We start from the raw sequence: 16,853 nt of genomic DNA, 5'->3' as shown, positions 1-16,853 counted from the left end.
CGGGCGGGTCGAGCCGACTGCCGGGTGCGAGCCACTTCCGCACCACCCTCCTCCGCACCGCCCGTGGGGCCGCGGGCCCGGTGCGGCCGGACGCCGGCCCCGGACGCCGGGCCGGTGACGGCGATCGCCGGTCGCCGGTGCAGGCCGAACGGCGCGCCGGCGCGAGCGGTGGCACGGCGTCTTCGTCACCGTCCCCGGGGGCCACCGGACCGGCCGCCCCCGGGAGGTCGACTCGACTCCCCCGTGCGGCGGCGACTAGCTGAGACCCGTCTTCGGGCACCCCAGAACAGTCTGGTCCGGGCCCGCGCGGCTCCGATGCCGCTTCGCGGCGGTCGAGTTGTCGGAGGAGAAGGAGGAGGAGGAGGAGGCCCGACACCGTGCTCAGGTTCGAGGCCTGGGCCAGTTCGTCGCGGTGCGGGCGCCGTCGCATTTGCGCGGCTCGCCGTGCATCGTGTCCGACGGTCCCGACGGGCCACCGGCGTCGCTCTCACCGGTGTGTGGGAACCGGGAACAGACCCGTAGGCGAGGAGTTCCGAGGGGTCGAGACGGGTGTGGGTCCGGGGCCCGGCCGCCCCGCGAAGGGGCGGCCGGACCGGTCCGGGCCGCTCGGGTCACAGGCCGTTGACCCGGGCCATCCTTTCCGCGACGAGCGGCGGGAAGTTCGTCGTGATGGCCCGGCCCGTTCTGCGGCCCATCCGGGAGTGCTGGAGCCGTACCTGCGCCATCAGCCGGCGGCTGCGCAGGGCCATCTCCAGCTCGAAACGGGTACGGGGGTCACGCAGCCCCGGCCCGAAGAGCTTCTCCAGCTGCCGCATGCGGTACCGCACGGTCTGGGGATGCACGCTCAAGGCCTTCGCGGCCTCCGGGGCGCCACCGCCTTCGAACCAGGCGAGGAGGGTCACCTCCAACCGCTCGCTCTGGCGTGGGGTCAAGCCGGCCAGGGGTCGCAGCCAATGGGCGGCCAACGCATGGGCCAGCGGCTGGTCCTGGAGGAGGAGCAGCGTGGAGAGGTGGTCGTCGACGAAGACCGGCCGGGTCTCGGCGCTGGGACGGGCCGGGGTGAGGGCGAGCAGGCGCAGGGCCCAACGCAGGGAGGACGCAGTGTCCGTCAGGGGAACCGCGTGGCCCACGGCTGCGAAGCGGCCGCGCAGCGGGAGTTCCAGCGCGGCGCGGGTGTCCGGGTCCGCACTCGGCACCAGGAGACAGGGCTGGCCCGCGAAGACGCCGGCGAGAGGGTTGTCCAGCACGGCCGCCAGCTGCTGCGTCTCGCCGGGGGTCGCCAGTACGACGCCTCGTATGGCTGGTGGCAGCGGCCAGCCGGCCGCTTCGGCCAGCTCGGTGAGGGACTGCTTCGAGGCGGCCCTGTCGTCCGTGAGCACCTTGAACAGTTCCTCGCGGGCCCGGTCGGGCGGTGCGGCAGACGCGTACCGGTCCGCGGCGGTGTCCGCGGCAGCGACGGTGGCGGCCTTCGCGGCAGCGACAGCGGCGGTGTTCGCGGCAGCGACGTTGGTGCTGCGGCGGTCGCGCTGCGCGGGCACGAGGCCGGTCTTCCGTATCACTTCCCGGGTGAATCCGGGGTTTTCCTCCTGTCTGCCGTCATGTCCGTCATCGCTCGCTCGCTCGGGGCGGGGGCGGCCGCCGCTCGGCTCCCGTTCATCGGGTTGCCGGTAGCCGAGGAAGTTGCACAGCGCGTTTTCCACCGAGTGCCTGAGCGATTCGTCGTCGATGGTCTCGTAGTCGTCGACGAGTGCCGTGAATGCGGGAGTCCCGTGCAGGAGCTCCTTCACTATCTCGTCGGCCAGCACGGGCAGCTCCCTGCGCAGGATGCGGGTCCACTCGCCTCGGGGGCGGGACCAGATGCGGTTCAGGAGTTCGCACATCGTTTTCCTCGTTCATGCCGGGGTGAGGCCTGCCCGCGGAAGGCAGGAAGCCGACCGCGGGGCATCGCTATCGTCAATCTCCTTGCCGTACAGGCGGGTCAATGCCTCCGTCGTACCTCATGAGGGCTTCGGTTGCTGCTGTTCCGCCTCAGCCGTGCCTCGTTGCTGTCGTTGGGATCTGGGGGTGGCAGCCAGGGCATGATCTGTCATGAACCCGTCGGAAGGAGATCTTCCGGATTGTTGGATGCCCCGAGACGTGTTGCGGGAAATTATCACCCTTCGATAAATCCTGTGGAGATGCTGTGTGCTTCCAGCATGCTGCTCCTCTCGCCCCGATCCCCTGCGGCTCCCGTGTCGCGCGCAGAACCCCCCGGACGCCGCGGCGCGGTCAGCCACTTCACCGGGCATACGTCCGCCCGCCGCGCCGGTCGAACGGACCGTGCGGCGGGCGGGCGGGTCAGGTCACGTGGTGGTGCGCCGGTACCCCGGTACCCCCGAAATCAGGGGCGGATGCCGTCGCAGGCGATCGGCAGGTGGCGGGGGCCGCGGAGCACCGCGTTCAGGCGGTACGGGGGCGGATCCTCCAGCAGCCGCGGGTTCTCCAGCCTGCGGGCCAGTTCACTCAGGGCCAGCTGCGCCTCCAGGCGTGCCAGCGGGGCGCCGAAGCAGCTGTGGATGCCGCTGCCGAGGCCGAGGTGCTGGATGTCCCCGCGGTCCGGGTCGAAACGGTCCGCGTTCTCGAACCGCTTCGGGTCGCGGTTCCCGGAGGCCAGGATCAGCGAGACCGTGGCGCCCTTGGGGATGTTGACCCCGGCCACCTCGATGTCGTCGATCGTGCTGCGCCGCGGCAGCAGCTGCACGGGGGGCTCGTACCGCAGCAGTTCCTCGACGATCGGCACGGACAGCTGCGGGTCCTCGCGCAGCCGCTGGAGGACGTCCGGGTGGCGCAGCAGGGTCAGCATGCCGTTCGTGATCAGGTTGACCGTGGTCTCGTGACCCGCGATCAGGAGCAGCGCCGCGGTACTGATGGCCTCCAGCGCGCTCATGGACCCGTCCGGCTCGTCGGTGGCGGCCGCCAGTTGGGACAACATGTCCTCGCCCGGCTCCTTGCGCCGCTCCTCGATCAGCCCGGCCAGGTACATGCCGAGCTCCATCTGCGCGTCGGCGGCGGCCTTCGGCCTCTCGGCGGGGTCGGCGTCCGGATCGGGGTCCAGGCTGGCGGCGATGGTGTCGGCCCAGCCGTGGAAGCGGGGCTCGTCCTCGGGGGGCACGCCCAGCAGCCGGCAGATCACGGTCACGGGGAACGGGTAGGAGAACTGGTCGACCAGGTCGATCCGCTCCGGGGAACCCGCGTCGACGATGCCGTCGATGAGGCCGGAGACGATGCCGCCGAGCTCATCGCGCATGTCGTGGACCTTGTGCGGCGAGTGCGGCGGTCCGAAGGGCCGGTTCGTGATGCGGCGCAACCGGTCGTGGTCCGGCGGGTCCAGCTTGAGGAACACCGGGGGCAGCGCCGAGTCGTCACCGTCTTCCTGCGCCAGCGGATCGCTCGACGGCAGCGTCAGGTTGCGGGGGTCGGAACTGATGCGCGGATCGTGCAGCAGGCTCTGTATCTCGTAGTAGGTGCTGACGACGTACGGACCGTCCTCGTCGTGGAACACCGGCGTCTTGCGCAGCTCCTCGTACAGCGGGTACGGGTCGGCGCGGGTGGAGTAGTCGAGGATCTGCCGGAGCATGGCTTGGCTCATGGTGCGTCCTTGTGCGGCTCGCGGGACCGGCCGATCGGGGCCCCTCCTCCGTCGTTCTGACACCGGTCTCCGGCCGACTCCGGTTCCCCGGCTTTCCCAGCATGCACGGAGGCCCCGGGGAACGCCCGCCGGGCGACGGAACAGCAGGTCACACCCACAGTTCGCGCACCGCGAGCCGCACGTCGCCGTTCGGGGCGCGGGACCGGGCCCTCCCACCCCTCGACAGCCCGCCGGCCCCTGCCTCATCATCATGCTTGCACTCACAGTGCAAGCATTCCGGGATGGGCTCACGCTCCCCGCCGCGTCCTCACAGGTCAGCGAATGAAGCGAAGGAAGCGAACGAAGCGAACGAAAGGCCTCCGCATGCGCACGTTCCTCCGTGTCCTGGCCGTCATGGTGGCGGCCGCCGCGTTACCGCCCCTCACCGCCGCCGCCCCGGCCGGAGCAGTGACCCTGCCCGCCCTGTCCATACCCGGGGATCCCCGCGGAGCCGCCCTGCCCCGGTTCACCGGTCACGCCGTCGCACCGCGACCGGTCGCCGTCCCCCCGGTCCCGCAGCACCCGTTCATGGCAGCCAACGGCTCCAGCAACGTGCACGGCGACGCCTATCAGAGCGACGCGTACGAAGGCCCCGGCCCCACCGGCCGCGATCTCGCCGTGCGCAGCAGGCTGCAGGGCGGGCTCTGCGGCTCGGTCACCTTCGACTCGCGGGGGCGGATCGTCACCGTCTGCATGCCCCCCGGGCTCTCGCCCCGGTTGATGCTGCTCGATCCGCACGACCTCGCAGCGGTTTCCTCCCTCACGCTGCCGGGGACGGCGGGAGCCAGCCCCACGGAAGTCTTCGGAGGCGGTTACTTCTACCTCGACCAGCTCGACCGTGCAGTGGTCCCCACGAAGGACGGCACCCTTCAGGTCGTGGCCGTACGGCGCGACGCGCTCGTGACACAGGCGCGCTACGACCTCAAGCCGGTGATCGGCACCAGCGGGATCGTGTCCGTCCTCCCCGACTGGTCGGGGAGGATGTGGTTCGTGACCGGCAGCGGGGTGGTCGGCGCACTCGATCCGGCCACCGGAACGGTCTCCACCCACGTACTGCGGGGGGAGACGATCGCCAACAGCATCGCGGTCGACGAGTCCGGCGGCGTCTTCGTCGTCAGCGACCACGCCCTCTACCGCTTCGACTTCGACGCGTCCGGCCAGGGCCGCCCCGTCGTCACCTGGCGGGCCGCGTACGACAGGGGTTCGCGGCAGAAGCCCGGTCAGCTCAGCCAGGGCAGCGGGACCACTCCCACGCTCATCGGCCCGGCAGCCGGCCCGGGCGGAGGGTACGTCGCCATCACCGACAACGCCGACCCCCGGATGAAGGTGCTCGTGATGGCGCGCGGGAAGGCCGGGCCCGAGAAGGTGTGCGAACAGCCGGTCTTCGCCCCGGGAAGGGGTGCCGACGAGAACAGCCTCGTCGCCGTGGGCGGTGACCTCGTCGTGGAGAACAACTACGGCTACGTCGTCGAGGACCACGCCCTCTTGAGGGGAATGCTCGGAGCGCGCCAGGTCGACACCGAGCCCGGCCTGGCCCGGGTGCACGTCGACTACACCACCCGTACCTGTTCCCTGGCCTGGTCCGACAGCAGCGAACGGGTCCCCAGCGTCGTCAGCAAGGTCTCCCTCGCGACGGGCCTCCTGTACACCTTCACCCACCCCACCGCCGACGAACTGCGGGCCGCCCGCCGCACGGGCACCCCTGCGATGCCCGACGCCTGGTACCTCACGGCGCTGGACGTACGGACCGGCGAGCGGGTGTGGAGCCGACTGGTCGGCGCCGGCCCCCTGTTCAACAACCACTACGCGCCGGTGACCCTGGGCAGGGACGGCTCCGCGTACGTCGGCGTGGTCGGCGGCCTGGTCAAGGTCACGGACTCCTGACCCGGACGGACGGGCCATCTGACCCACTGCCTGACCCGCCGTCCGGGTCGCAGGCTGGGACCGGACGCGTGACAGACCGCGGCGCCCTCGCCCTGACCGGCGTGACGGTCACGAGCGCGGTGGTCCCGGCCCACGCGGTCGCAGTGCCGTACGACACCGCGGCAGGGGGAGTACGGGGCCGGGCTGACCGCGGCCGGCGGCGCCGTCGACGTCACGGCCGGGCCCGCGCTCAGTACGGCAACCGGCCGCCGGGGCGACGAGCCATCGCGGGTTTCTGGGCATGGTGGGGAGGTCTCCTTCGAAAGCGGAGGGGCGCCGGCGCCTTCGAACATGGGCCCGTTGCCCGTGATGCGTAGACGCGTAGACGCGTACGCATCGGACCGAACGGTCGCGCTCCGCCGCCCGTACGGTCGGCACCGGGAAGGCGGGCGCGGGCCGGAACCGTTCCGTCGGCCCCCCGCGCGGCCCGCTCCAGGAGTTGCTCGCCTTCGTTTGCGACAATGGCACCCAGCGAAGTGGGGAGGGGCGCCGTGAACCAGTCGGCCCGACGGCCGCGGTCCGAAGACCGCGCCACGGACGGTCCCGCCCCGGACGGTCGCGCCGAGCGCGGCCGCCAGTCCCGGGTGAAGATCGCCGAGGCCGTACTGTCCCTGCTCGACGAGGGGGAATCCACCTTCCCCGCAGAGCGGGTCGCCGAGCGTGCGGGCGTGTCCCGGCGCCTCGTGTTCCACCACTTCGCCGACATGTCCGAGCTGGTAGAGACGGCCATCACCCGCCGGCTGGAGCAGCTGATCGAGCAGATCAAGCCGCTTCCGACCGCCGGGCCGCGCGATACCCGGGTAGCGGCCCTGACGGAACAGCGGGCCCGGATCCTGGAGTGGATCACGCCGGCCCAGCTGACCCTGATGCGCCTGGAAACCCCGGGGGGCCGGGTTGCCGAGGTCACCCGCGAGGTACTGGACCTGGCCCGGGCGCGACTGGCAGAGATCTTCGCGGAGGAACTCGAACGCCTGCCCGCCGCGCGCAGGGCCGAAGTGCTCTACGGGCTGGACGCAGTGACGACCTGGGGTGCCTGGTACCACTGGCGCAGCAGTGGCCTGAGTGCCGAAGCGGCAGCCAGCACCATGGAAACGGCCGTACACGCGCTGCTCGCCACCACCGACCGGCCCGGGACGGGCTCCTAGGTCCTGTCGTCAAAGCAGCGTCGGCCGAGCCCGCAGCGTCCGGCGCCATGGGGTCTCCCCAGGCCCCCAGGACCGAGGTGAAGCAGGGCGAGGCGGAAGGGCGCCCGTGTACGGGACGTACTCGGGGCGGTACGCGTCACCCGCGGAGGCCGGGGTTCACGGTGTTCGTCCCGGGCGCCTGCTTCTTCGTCACGATGCGCAGGAACCGGGCCTCGCTCGACCTGGCGGCGGCCCACGGCGTCCCCGAGGAGGAGATCGGGCCGGAGCGGTTCCTGGCGGCGACAGGGCGCCAGGACTTCCTCACGCCGCCGCGTCGCCAGCGGGCGTTCCCCCTCGTCGAATTCCTCTGGGGCCCGGCCCGCCCCGACCCCCGGTACCGTGCGACAACCAGTCGTGCAGGGCGGGACCACCGACGGCCACCAGGGCGAACAGGAACCCGGCAGTGATCAGGGTCGGTTCGGAGAACCACATGCCCGCGAGCCAGTCGACGAGCAGGGCCACGGCCACGAGGAGCATCTTCGCCGCCACCAGACCGAAGAACAGACTGCGGTCGACCGGGGTCCTCCCGGCGCGGGCGAGACGGCGGCCGACGAGGCGTCCGGCCACGCTGACACAGAGCACCACCACGAGGACGCGCAGTGCGTGCTCCCACGCGGGCATGTCCCCGCCGAACGCCCAGACGCCGCCCACGGCCGCGCCCGCGGCGGCGTAGGCGAGCATGCGCGCGGGCCGGGCCGACCGCGTGCGCGCCCCGGTGCCGCTCGGCCGGGAACCCGCTCGAACGCTGTAGACGGACATGTCTCGCCTTTCGTTACAGAGAGCAAGAGATAGCCACAAACACACCCAAAACAACTTGCACTCCGAGTGTCATATCTTCAGGCCTGGATCGTCAAGCCCCGGCCCCGGCGACACGGCCGGGTCCAACCGGCGACCCGGCCGGGTGGCACCGCCGCCCCGTGGGGCCCCGCAACGGAAAGTCCCTGGTAGAGCTGGCATCGCGCCACAACTGCGAACGTTGGGAGCCCGGGAAGGGGACACCTGGTACCGGCTCCTGGAACAGGCCTTCGGTGGCCCGCCCACGCCCCCGGAGACGCGTACGTGGGTACCTCCGGCGCCTTCTCGCTGCGCCTGTCGGTACCGGGCTCGGCCCCGGCGACGCGGCCGGGGTGACGATGGTGAGCGCGGCCGCCACGCACCGTAGACGGGGGTGTACGCGGACCAGGTGGCCGACCGTCCGGGCATGCCGGCCCGCCCGCCGGGGTGGGAGCGCCCGGCCGTACTGGTACCCGAGGGCGGCGGCCGCGACGGCGGCTCACCGGTCCAGTGCGTCGTCGCCGAGCGGGACGGGGCGATGGTCGGGTACGCAGCTCTGTGGCGCTTCCTCTTCGAGGGCGACCTGACGTCGACGCTCGTCGCGCAGAACCGCCCGGTGGACGACGCGTGGCGGCACCTCGTTCGTCCGGCTGGTAGACGTGGGCGCCGCACTCGAAGCCCGCACGTACCGCACCCCCGTCGACGTCGTCCTCGAGATCGAAGACTCCTCCTGCCCCTGGAACGAAGGCCGTTGGCGGCTCACCGGGGGTCAGGGGGGCGCCTCGTGCACGCGTACCCGTGCGGCGGCCGATGTGGCTCTGTCGGTACGGACGTTGGCCTCCGCCTACCCGGGCGGCGTCCCACCGACCGCCCTCGCACGAGCCGGGCGGGCCGGGCGGGCTGGCGAGCTGAGGAGGGGAGCCCTCGGGCGGGCCTCGCCGGCTCCTTCTAGGCGGCGCGGAGCGTCGACGCCCGACGAGAACGCGGCGCGTGCGTGCCAGACGCCGAGGCGCCGGTCGGGGGCTGTTCGCGGGGAACGCGGCGCGGGGCCGGGCCGGCCCGGCCCGGCCCGGCCCGGCCCGGAAAAGGCGTCCGACTTTCCTGGACAACGGCCTATGGTGATCACCACCTCCGGACGCGGCGCCCGTGCTGCGCGTCCGCCCGTGAAAACGCCTTCTCCATCCCCACCGGCGCCCAGCCCGAGGGGTGGGGGGAGAGCCGAGAACCACCCATCACACCGAAGGCACCCCATGGACAGTGAGCGCATACAGAGCTGCCTGGACCTGATCCACCAGGCACGACAGCTACCCGTGGACGATGCTCAGCGCCGCCTGCTGGAACAGGCCGCCGGCGAACTCGTCCGCGACGGCCGTCTCCGACGCCGTGCCGAGGCACGCGCGGAGCGGGCCGCGGCCGACGCGAAGCTGCTCGCCGCCACCGCGATGGGCGCCCACGACCGCGTCATGGACGCCGCTCTGCCCGCCCCCGCCCCGTCGGAGCAGGGCCTGACGGTGCGTGAATACGTTCAGCTCCGCCCCGCACCCGCTGCGGCGCGGCCGCAGGCGCAGGCGCAGGCACTGCCGGACCGTACGCCGGACGGCCCCGGGACGTCCCGGCTGCTGAACCGTCCCCAGCGCTGCTACGTCTGCAAGAACCACTACCGGCACGTCCACGACTTCTACCACCTGCTGTGTCCCGAATGCGCCCGCGAGAACCTCGCCCGCCGCACCGCCCGCACCGACCTCACCGGCCGGCGGGCGCTACTGACGGGCGGACGCGTCAAGATCGGCTACCAGGTCGCGCTGATGCTCCTCCGGGACGGCGCCGAGCTCACTGTGACCAGCCGCTTCCCGCAGGACACGGTGCGCCGGTTCGCGGCGGCGCCGGGTGCCGCGGATTGGTGGCACCGGCTGCGGATCGCCGCACTGGACCTGCGCGATCCCCGGCAGGTCCTCGCCTTCACGGACCACATGCTCGCCCAGGGACTCCCCCTGGACGTTCTGATCAACAACGCGGCCCAGACCCTGCGCCGCTCCCCTGAGGCGTACACCGCGCTGTCCGCCGCCGAACCCGCGCCGACCCCCGCGTCACTCGCCGCGCCACCGATCTGGACCGCTCCGGGATTCTCCGTACCCGGCCCCCGCAGCGCACCTCTGCCGTGGACGGCAGAGCTCGCCCCGCGGTTCCGGGCGGCCCACGCCCTGGCCGGTGGCACGCACACGGCTGACGCCCCGGTGGCCGTCCCACTGCCGCGGGAGGCCGTCGACGAGGCGGGTCTGCTGCCCGAGACGGCCGCAGCCAACTCCTGGACCCTACGGCTGGGCCAGATCGACCCGACCGAGCTGCTGGAGGTCCAGCTGGTCAATGCCGTCGCGCCGTTCCTGCTCGCCGACCGCCTGCTGCCCCTCCTCGACGCTTCCCCGCACCCCGACCGCTACCTCATCAACGTCTCGGCGGTCGAAGGCCAGTTCACCGTGCGCAACAAGACCAGCGACCATCCGCACACGAACATGGCCAAGGCCGCCCTGAACATGCTCACCCGCACCAGCGCCGCCGACCTGGCCACCCGCGGCATCCACACCTGTAGCGTCGACACCGGCTGGGTCACCGACGAGAAGCCCCTCCCCGCCCGGGAGCGGCACGCCGCCACCGGTTGGCGCCCGCCGCTGGACATCGTCGACGGCGCCGCCCGCGTCTACCACCCCGTCGTGCAGGGGCAGGCCGGCGCACCCGTCCACGGCGTCCTCCTGAAGGACTACCGGCAGGTCCCGTGGTGAGATCCTTCCGGCATCCGCGGTGAATCCCCGGTCGGACCCGCGTGCCGACGGCGCCCGCTCGGCTTCGACTCCCCCGGTGTCACCCCTCGAGCGCAGGGTCCACCACCGCCGCGGAGTAGACCTGCGCCGCTGCGGCCAGCGGGAACTCCGTCCAGACGGTTTTCCCGTCCCGGGTATAGCGGGCGCCCCATCGTTCGGTGAGCTGGGCCACCAGGAAGAGACCGCGCCCGCCCTCATCGGTGGTGCGCGCCCGCCGTAGGTGGGGAGCGGTGCTGCTGCTGTCGGAGACCTCGCAGATCAGGCTGCGGTCGCGGATGAGCCGCAGGGTGACCGGCGCGCCGCCGCCGTAGCGGTAGGCGTTGGTGACCAGTTCGCTGACGACCAGTTCGGCGGTGAAGGCCAGCTCCTCCAGACCCCACCCGGTCAGCGTGGTCTCAGTCAGGTGCCGAGCACGGGCGGCGGCGGTCGGCTCCGCGGGAAATTCCCAGGAGGCGACCTGCTCCGGCGCCAAGACGCGGGTGCGGGCGAGGAGCAGTGCGACGTCATCCGGCGGGTGCTCCGGCAGCAGGGCGTTCTGCACGGCCGCGCAGGTCTGCTCGAGCGAGCTGCCGGGCCGGGACAGGGCTGCTCTCAGCCGCTCGAGTCCCTCGTCGAGGTCGAGTCCACGGGCCTTGATCAGGCCGTTCGTGTACAGCGCCAGGAGACTTCCCTCGGCGAGTTCCAGTTCGGCGGACTCGAAGGGGAGTCCGCCCAGGCCCAGCGGCGGCCCCTCGGGAAGGTCGGGCAGGCTGACCGTGCCGTCGGAGGTCACCACGGCGGGGGGCAGGTGGCCCGCCCGGGCCAGGGTGCAGCGCCGGGAGGTGGGATCGTAGACCGCGTAGAGGCACGTCGCGCCGACGATCTGCTGGCCCCGCGGGCGTCCGTCGGCGGGTTCCTGCTCGTCCGCCAGGCGGTTGACCAGGTCGTCCAGGTGGGAGAGGACCTCGTCCGGCGCGTAGTCGAGGCTGGCCAGGGTGTGCACGGCCGTGCGCAGGCGGCCCATGGTGGCCGCGGCGTGCAGACCATGGCCGACGACGTCCCCGACGACGAGGGCGACGCGCGCTCCGGACAGCGGGATGACGTCGAACCAGTCGCCGCCGACGCCGGTGGCGGGATCGGCCGGCAGATAGAGGTGCGCGACCTCGACCGCACTGTATTCGGGCAGTTCCTGCGGCAGCAGGCTGCGCTGCAAGGTCAACGCGGCCTGCTGCTGCTGGGTGTAGCGGCGGGCGTTGTCGATGCACAGGGCGGCCCGCGCGGCGAATTCCTCGGCGAGCGTGAGGTCGTCCTCCTCGAACGGTTCGGGCCTCCTGGCCCGCCACAGGCTGAGCAGGCCGAGGAGCAGGCCGCGGGCCGTCAGCGGTACGACGATCAGCGAGTGGGCGTCCAGGGCGAAGGCGCGCCGCCTGCGCTCCGGATCCTGGAAGTACCAGCCGGGGCTGCTCAGGAGCACGGGTTCGAGGATGGGCTGCTGTTCGGCGAGGCACCTGGCGTGCGGGGTGCGCGGGTCGAAGCGGAAGACCTCTCCGGCGGGGTGCATCACCTGCAGCGCCTCCGGCACGACCGAGTGGACGGCCATCCTGCGGACCCGTCCGCCCGCCTCCTCGGCGGTCTCGTCGCCTCGGGCCACCGACTCCAGCAGATCCACCGATACGGCGTCCGCGAGGTCGGGGACGGCGACGTCGGCCAGCTCCCGGGTGGTCTGCCCGAGATCCAGCGTGGTCCCGATGCTGATGCTCGCCCGGTTGAACAGGGCGAGCCGCTGCCGGGCCCGGTAGCGGTCGGTGACGTCCTCCACCAGTTGGGTGACACCGAGGATCCCGCCGGAGGGGTCCTCCATACGGAACGCCGAGACCGATACCACCCGCTCGCGGTCGGGGTCGCTCCTCAGGCGGCAGCGCTGCTCGGTGAAGATCAGGGGGCGCCCGTCTCCAGCACCCGGCGCAGCCGCGTTTCGATGGTCTCCAGGTCCGGACCGATGAGGAAGTCGCCGATGCGTCGGCTCCGGATCTCCGCCGCGGAGAGTTGCGTGAACCGGGCCAGCGCCCGGTTGATCCGCAGGATGCTCAGGTCGGGGGCGTGGACGGAAAGACCGATCGGGGAGCGCCGGAACAGACCGTCCAGGACCGACCGGTCCGTCTCCCACCGCAGGACCTCCTCCGCCGGGGCGACGACGAGGAACCACTCGCGGGCCGAGCCGGCGCGGATGACGGCCCGGGCGCGGAAGCCCAGCTCCACCCGTCGCCCGCTGCGGTGCAGGACGGGCAGGACACCGGACCAGCCCCGGTCGCGCTCGCACGCGGCCACTGCGTCCCGGACCACCTCACGATCACGAGAGTCGAACAGGAACTCGCTGGCCGTGCGGCCCAGCACCTCGTCGGGCGGGTAGCCGAGGTGCTCCTGTGCACGCTCGCTCCAGCCGACGACCCTGCCGTGGTCGTCCAGTACCGCCGAGGCCGAGTTGTGCAGTGCGAACGGGTCCTCGGGCACCTCGCCCGATCCCGGCGCCGGTGCGTCCATCGCTGCCACCCTTCGACCTGCCGAACGGACCGCACAGCGGGCATTGCCCCAGCGACTGCCCAGAGTGATCGCAGACCAGGGGTCGAGCAGTCGGCTCCCTTCAGTATCGCCGCGTCGCGGCACGTCGGCAGCGGGCCGTCCCCCGTGCACCCCCGGGTTCGCCGGGCCCCACCCGCCCGGACCCGGTCGGGGCGCGGATGCGAGCCACCGGCAGGGGGGATCCTCACGACATGAATGCCGCCCTCACGAGCCTCGTCGCCGTGTTCGCAACGCTGGCCGGGTCCACCCTCACCTTCTTGTTCCAACGGCACATAGCCCGTCAGGCGGAACGGTTCGCCCGGGACCAACAGGTGTGGCACGAACGGATCAGCGCGTACAGCGCCTTCGCGGCGGCACTCACCGACTTCCGCCGGAGCCAGAACGACCGCTGGCACTTGGAGCAGGCCGACCCGGACAGCCCTCAGTTCAGCAGTGCGCGCGAGGCGTCCTACCAGCGGCGGGCTGACTCCACGGCAGCACTCTGCCGGGTTCGCCTGATGTGCGGCGATTCCGTCTTGATCGAGTTGGCCCAGGAGGCTCTCGATGCCACGACCGAGATCCATGCGGCACAGGACGAGCAGGACCGCGCAGGGCGGGGCGAGACGGCGCGTCTTGCGCTGGAGAGGTTCCTGACCAGCGCCTCACCGCAGGCCCGCTGACCCGCTGACCCGCTGACCCGCAGGCCCTCTGACCGCGCGGTGCAGGGGTACGCACCACCGGTCCGACCCCGGGGACAGCCACGGGCTGCCCCCGGACGGCCTGGGACGTGCTCAGGGCGAACCCGCCGTCAGCCCTGGGGCCCGGCGGGCTTGGCGTCCTTGGACAGCGGCACGTCTCCGGTGTTGTCGACGTGGCGGGCGGCGACCCACACCGCCTGGTCGCGCAGCAGGTACCAGATGCCGTTGCCGTCGATGATCTGCGCGTTCACCTTGCTGTGCAGACCGACCACGGCGCCGTGGCTCAGGTTGCCGACGAGGGAGGAGTCGGTACTCGGATACTTCCGCAGGTTGACACCGCTACTGCTGACGACCGTTCCGAACGGCTGGGCTGGACTGGGCATCATGACCTCCAAGAGAGCGCCTGGGTGGCGGGACGTGGTCCGCTGTGCGCGGACGGGTTGCTTGCACGGTAGGGCCCCTGCCCGTCGGGGAGCCGGAGGCGTGCGGGGCGTCCCCACGACCGGCGGCGGAGCATCATTCCGATGGTTCCGCCCCGCGACCGCCGCCGGATCGTCGGTCACGACTTCAACGATCCAGCAGAACAATGATGACAGTTCAATCACCCGCTGTGACGGACCGACCCGGCGCCGGGCCGCCGGGTACTCTGCTACGTAGCTCACGTGCACCCCGTACACGGCGTGGAGCAGGGCCAGATGACCGGCACGCCGGATCGCGAACGCGGTGAGCACCCCGCGCTTCCGGTTGCCCCGACCATTACGGTGCGTGACGATTGAGGAGGGGCAGGGAGCCCAGTGTGGGAGGAGCGCAACCCGGCTGAGTCTGCTGCTCGGTTCCCTGCGCGGTTCCCTGCACGGTTCCCCGCGCGGTTCCAACCGGATCATCGGAGGCACCGAGATGACCACGCTCTTCTTCGACATCGGGGCGACATTGGCGGACGGCCGTCTTGAGGCGGACGGCTCCTGGCTGTTGCGTCCTCGCCCCCGCGTCTCCCAGGTCCTCGACGCTTTCGCAGGAGAACCCAAGGGCATCATCTCCAACCCGGGCGCCGAACAGGATGCGGTCGCGAAGCTCACGGAAGCCCTGCACGAGGCCTTCCCCGGCCGGTTCCCGGACGACCACCTCATTCACTTCGGTCCCAAGGACAGCCGCGCGATCTTCGACGACGCGGTCGCGAGCACGGGCAGCGCGGCCGACGACTGCGTCTTCGTGGGCGAGGACCACGACGAGCGCGCGTTCGCCCGCACGGCGGGCATGCGCGTGGCGCCCCACCCCGTGTTCACCCGGGCCGCCATCGAGAACCGCCCGGTCTTCTGGACGAGGATCGACGTGCCGGAAGGTCGGACCCTGGGCGCACTGGAGTCGGTGGCGAACGGCACGGAAGCCGTTCCCGTGCACGTCGCCTCCCCTCGGCTCGTACTCGCCATGGCGACCGCACTCGGGGTCGAGGCCCTCCAACAGGCAGGGTTCACGACCGATGTGCGGGAACAGGTGGAGGACACCGCGGCCTTCCTGGTCAGGGACGACCGCCCGGTCCCGGTGCCGGAGTCCTTCGCGGGCACCTCGGACGGATCCCGGACGGCGGCCGAAGGGGCGATGCGCGCAGCGGCCGCGTTCTGCTTCGCCTCGGGCGAGCTGACCGGGTACCCGCGGCAGATCTCGTCGCTCGGTCCGGCGCCCGGCGGTGTCTACGTCGCTTCGCCCGCCGGTGTCCCGATCGAGGAAGTGCACACGCAGGGAGCCAAACCCGGACACACCGAGCGCCTGCTGCCGGACCCGGCGCTCCTGTCACGCCCCGGTGAGACGCAGGCCGAGGAATTCACCGCGGCCCTGTCCGCCGGGTTCGACGGGACGGGCGACGGTCTTCCCTCCCCCGAGACGCTCGCGGCCGTGCGCGCGACCGTGACGCCCGAGGCGCTCCGTACCCACGTGGCCCGCATCTCCGGCGTCGAACCGCTGGTCCCGGGCGAGCCGCTGAAGGTCCGCAGCCGTGACGCGGCGCATGCCGACAACGGGCTCGTCGTGGACGCGTTGGTCCGGCACTTCCAGGATCTGGGGCTGGTGGTCCGACGGCATGCGTTCAGATGGAGGGGACGCCAATTGTTCAACGTCGAGGCCGAGCACCGCGTCGAGGGGGCCGACTCCGCCGTTCTCCTCACGGGGCATCTGGATTCGACGGCGCAGAGCGGCCACTTCGTCGATGCGAACGGCGACCCCCGCCCCTACGACCCCACGGTGGACCCGGCGCCCGGTGCGGACGACGACGGGAGCGGCACCGCGGCGGTCATGGCCGCGGCGGAATGTCTGCACGCGCTCGTCGCAGAGGGCAGAGCGCCGACGCGCCACGTCCGCTTCGTCCTCTTCAATGCCGAGGAGCAGGCGCTCGTCGGCAGCAAGCGCTACGCGCGCGCCGCCGCGGCGGCGGACGACCACATCGCCGGAGTCTTCCAAATGGACATGATCGCCGGTTTGCAGGACGGCAGCCCGCCCGCGGTGGAGATCCATGCAGGCTCCTCCGTACCCGGGCCGGTCGTGGCCGCCTCCGACGCGCTCGGTGACCTGGTCGCGCGGACCGTCCCCGCCATCGCCTCCGGGTTCGAGGTCCAGCAACTCACCGGAGCTGGAGACCCCGCCTTGGGGCGGAGCGACCACGCGAGCTTCCACGAGCGGGGATGGGCGGCCATCGCCGTTTCCGAGGACCTCTTCCGTGCCGACGGCAGCCAAGGAGGGACCGGTACCCGGAAGTACCACACGCCCGGCGACACCCTCCTCGACGAGGACCACGACACTCAGTACGCGGCCGCGATCGCCCGCTCCGTCACCGCGACCGCCCTGACCTTCGCGGGCCTGTAGCCGCGCCCACCTGATGAAGCCGGTGCCGCGCACCGCTGAACTGCGCGGCACCGGATGCAGGTTTCGCGTCGCGTGGTTACGCGTCGGCCGGAAGGTCAGTCTGCGTACGCCGGAACTTGATCCAGCTCCAGCTCTCGCGGACCGCCGACACGGTGATGACGGCGAAGAGCGCCTTGCAGAACCACTCCAGCGGGCTGAGGCCGGTCACGTTGTCCAGCATGAGGCACGCCGCAAGGGCCCAGATGGACCATGCCTGCACCAGAGCCTTGTTCCGCGGGTTCTTCGCCATGTCGCGCCGTCCTCTCCTGCTTCCCGTCGTACAAGATCCTACCGCCCCCGTTCCGTTGGTTGATCTTGCGGTAAGTGCACGCCGGGTTGCCCGCGCCGCAGGATCCCGCGC

General features: G+C 71.9%; 10 protein-coding genes and 2 pseudogenes. 6 read left to right on the top strand and 6 right to left on the bottom strand.

The genetic code is table 11. The features are described from left to right. Positions 1-611 precede the first annotated feature (611 nt). Together OG594_RS40340 and OG594_RS40335 are read right to left on the bottom strand one after the other, a co-directional pair. Positions 612-1,880 carry a CdaR family transcriptional regulator gene (locus OG594_RS40340; RefSeq protein WP_266607348.1) on the bottom strand — a complete coding sequence of 423 codons (1,269 nt, stop codon included), beginning with the start codon at positions 1,878-1,880 and terminating at the stop codon, positions 612-614. Positions 1,881-2,380: 500 nt separating this feature from the next. Beyond that, entirely contained in the window at positions 2,381-3,628 is a 1,248-nt protein-coding gene (locus tag OG594_RS40335; protein WP_266607347.1) for a cytochrome P450, read from the bottom strand. Between the two features lie 363 nt (positions 3,629-3,991). Between OG594_RS40335 and OG594_RS40330 the strand changes: the two genes are divergently transcribed. Next, positions 3,992-5,551, top strand: coding sequence for a hypothetical protein (locus OG594_RS40330; protein WP_266607346.1), 1,560 nt, complete (start codon positions 3,992-3,994; stop codon positions 5,549-5,551). A 530-nt stretch (positions 5,552-6,081) separates the two neighbouring features. After that, positions 6,082-6,735: a TetR/AcrR family transcriptional regulator gene (locus OG594_RS40325; RefSeq protein WP_266607345.1), complete on the top strand. Its 654-nt coding sequence runs from the start codon at positions 6,082-6,084 to the stop codon at positions 6,733-6,735. Between the two features lie 300 nt (positions 6,736-7,035). On the opposite strand, the gene OG594_RS40320 is transcribed toward OG594_RS40325, so the two are convergent. After that, positions 7,036-7,533, bottom strand: coding sequence for a hypothetical protein (locus tag OG594_RS40320; RefSeq protein ID WP_266607344.1), 498 nt, complete (start codon positions 7,531-7,533; stop codon positions 7,036-7,038). Between the two features lie 196 nt (positions 7,534-7,729). On the opposite strand from OG594_RS40320, the pseudogene OG594_RS40315 reads away from it, so the two are divergent. Continuing rightward, positions 7,730-8,486: pseudogene (locus tag OG594_RS40315) on the top strand (sterol carrier protein domain-containing protein); the annotation flags it as partial. A gap of 312 nt (positions 8,487-8,798) precedes the next feature. Then, entirely contained in the window at positions 8,799-10,325 is a 1,527-nt protein-coding gene (locus tag OG594_RS40310) for an SDR family NAD(P)-dependent oxidoreductase (RefSeq protein ID WP_266608812.1), read from the top strand. Positions 10,326-10,404: 79 nt separating this feature from the next. Here OG594_RS40310 and OG594_RS40305 read toward each other — a convergent pair. Further along, positions 10,405-12,884 (bottom strand): annotated as a pseudogene (locus tag OG594_RS40305) (SpoIIE family protein phosphatase). 230 nt (positions 12,885-13,114) lie between these two features. On the opposite strand from OG594_RS40305, the gene OG594_RS40300 reads away from it, so the two are divergent. After that, entirely contained in the window at positions 13,115-13,582 is a 468-nt protein-coding gene (locus tag OG594_RS40300; protein ID WP_266607343.1) for a hypothetical protein, read from the top strand. Positions 13,583-13,710: 128 nt separating this feature from the next. On the opposite strand, the gene OG594_RS40295 is transcribed toward OG594_RS40300, so the two are convergent. Beyond that, positions 13,711-13,986 carry an SH3 domain-containing protein gene (locus OG594_RS40295; protein WP_266607342.1) on the bottom strand — a complete coding sequence of 92 codons (276 nt, stop codon included), beginning with the start codon at positions 13,984-13,986 and terminating at the stop codon, positions 13,711-13,713. 379 nt (positions 13,987-14,365) lie between these two features. Here OG594_RS40295 and OG594_RS40290 point away from each other — a divergent pair, with 379 nt between their 5' ends. After that, positions 14,366-16,453, top strand: coding sequence for a M20/M25/M40 family metallo-hydrolase (locus OG594_RS40290; RefSeq protein WP_266607341.1), 2,088 nt, complete (start codon positions 14,366-14,368; stop codon positions 16,451-16,453). A 76-nt stretch (positions 16,454-16,529) separates the two neighbouring features. Here OG594_RS40290 and OG594_RS40285 read toward each other — a convergent pair whose 3' ends face one another. Further along, entirely contained in the window at positions 16,530-16,742 is a 213-nt protein-coding gene (locus OG594_RS40285; protein WP_266607340.1) for a hypothetical protein, read from the bottom strand. Between the last annotated feature and the right edge of the window lie 111 nt (positions 16,743-16,853).

The sequence above is a fragment of the Streptomyces sp. NBC_01214 genome (assembly GCF_026340975.1).
Taxonomy (GTDB): domain Bacteria; phylum Actinomycetota; class Actinomycetes; order Streptomycetales; family Streptomycetaceae; genus Streptomyces.
This window is presented reverse-complemented; position numbering and strand designations above follow the sequence as displayed.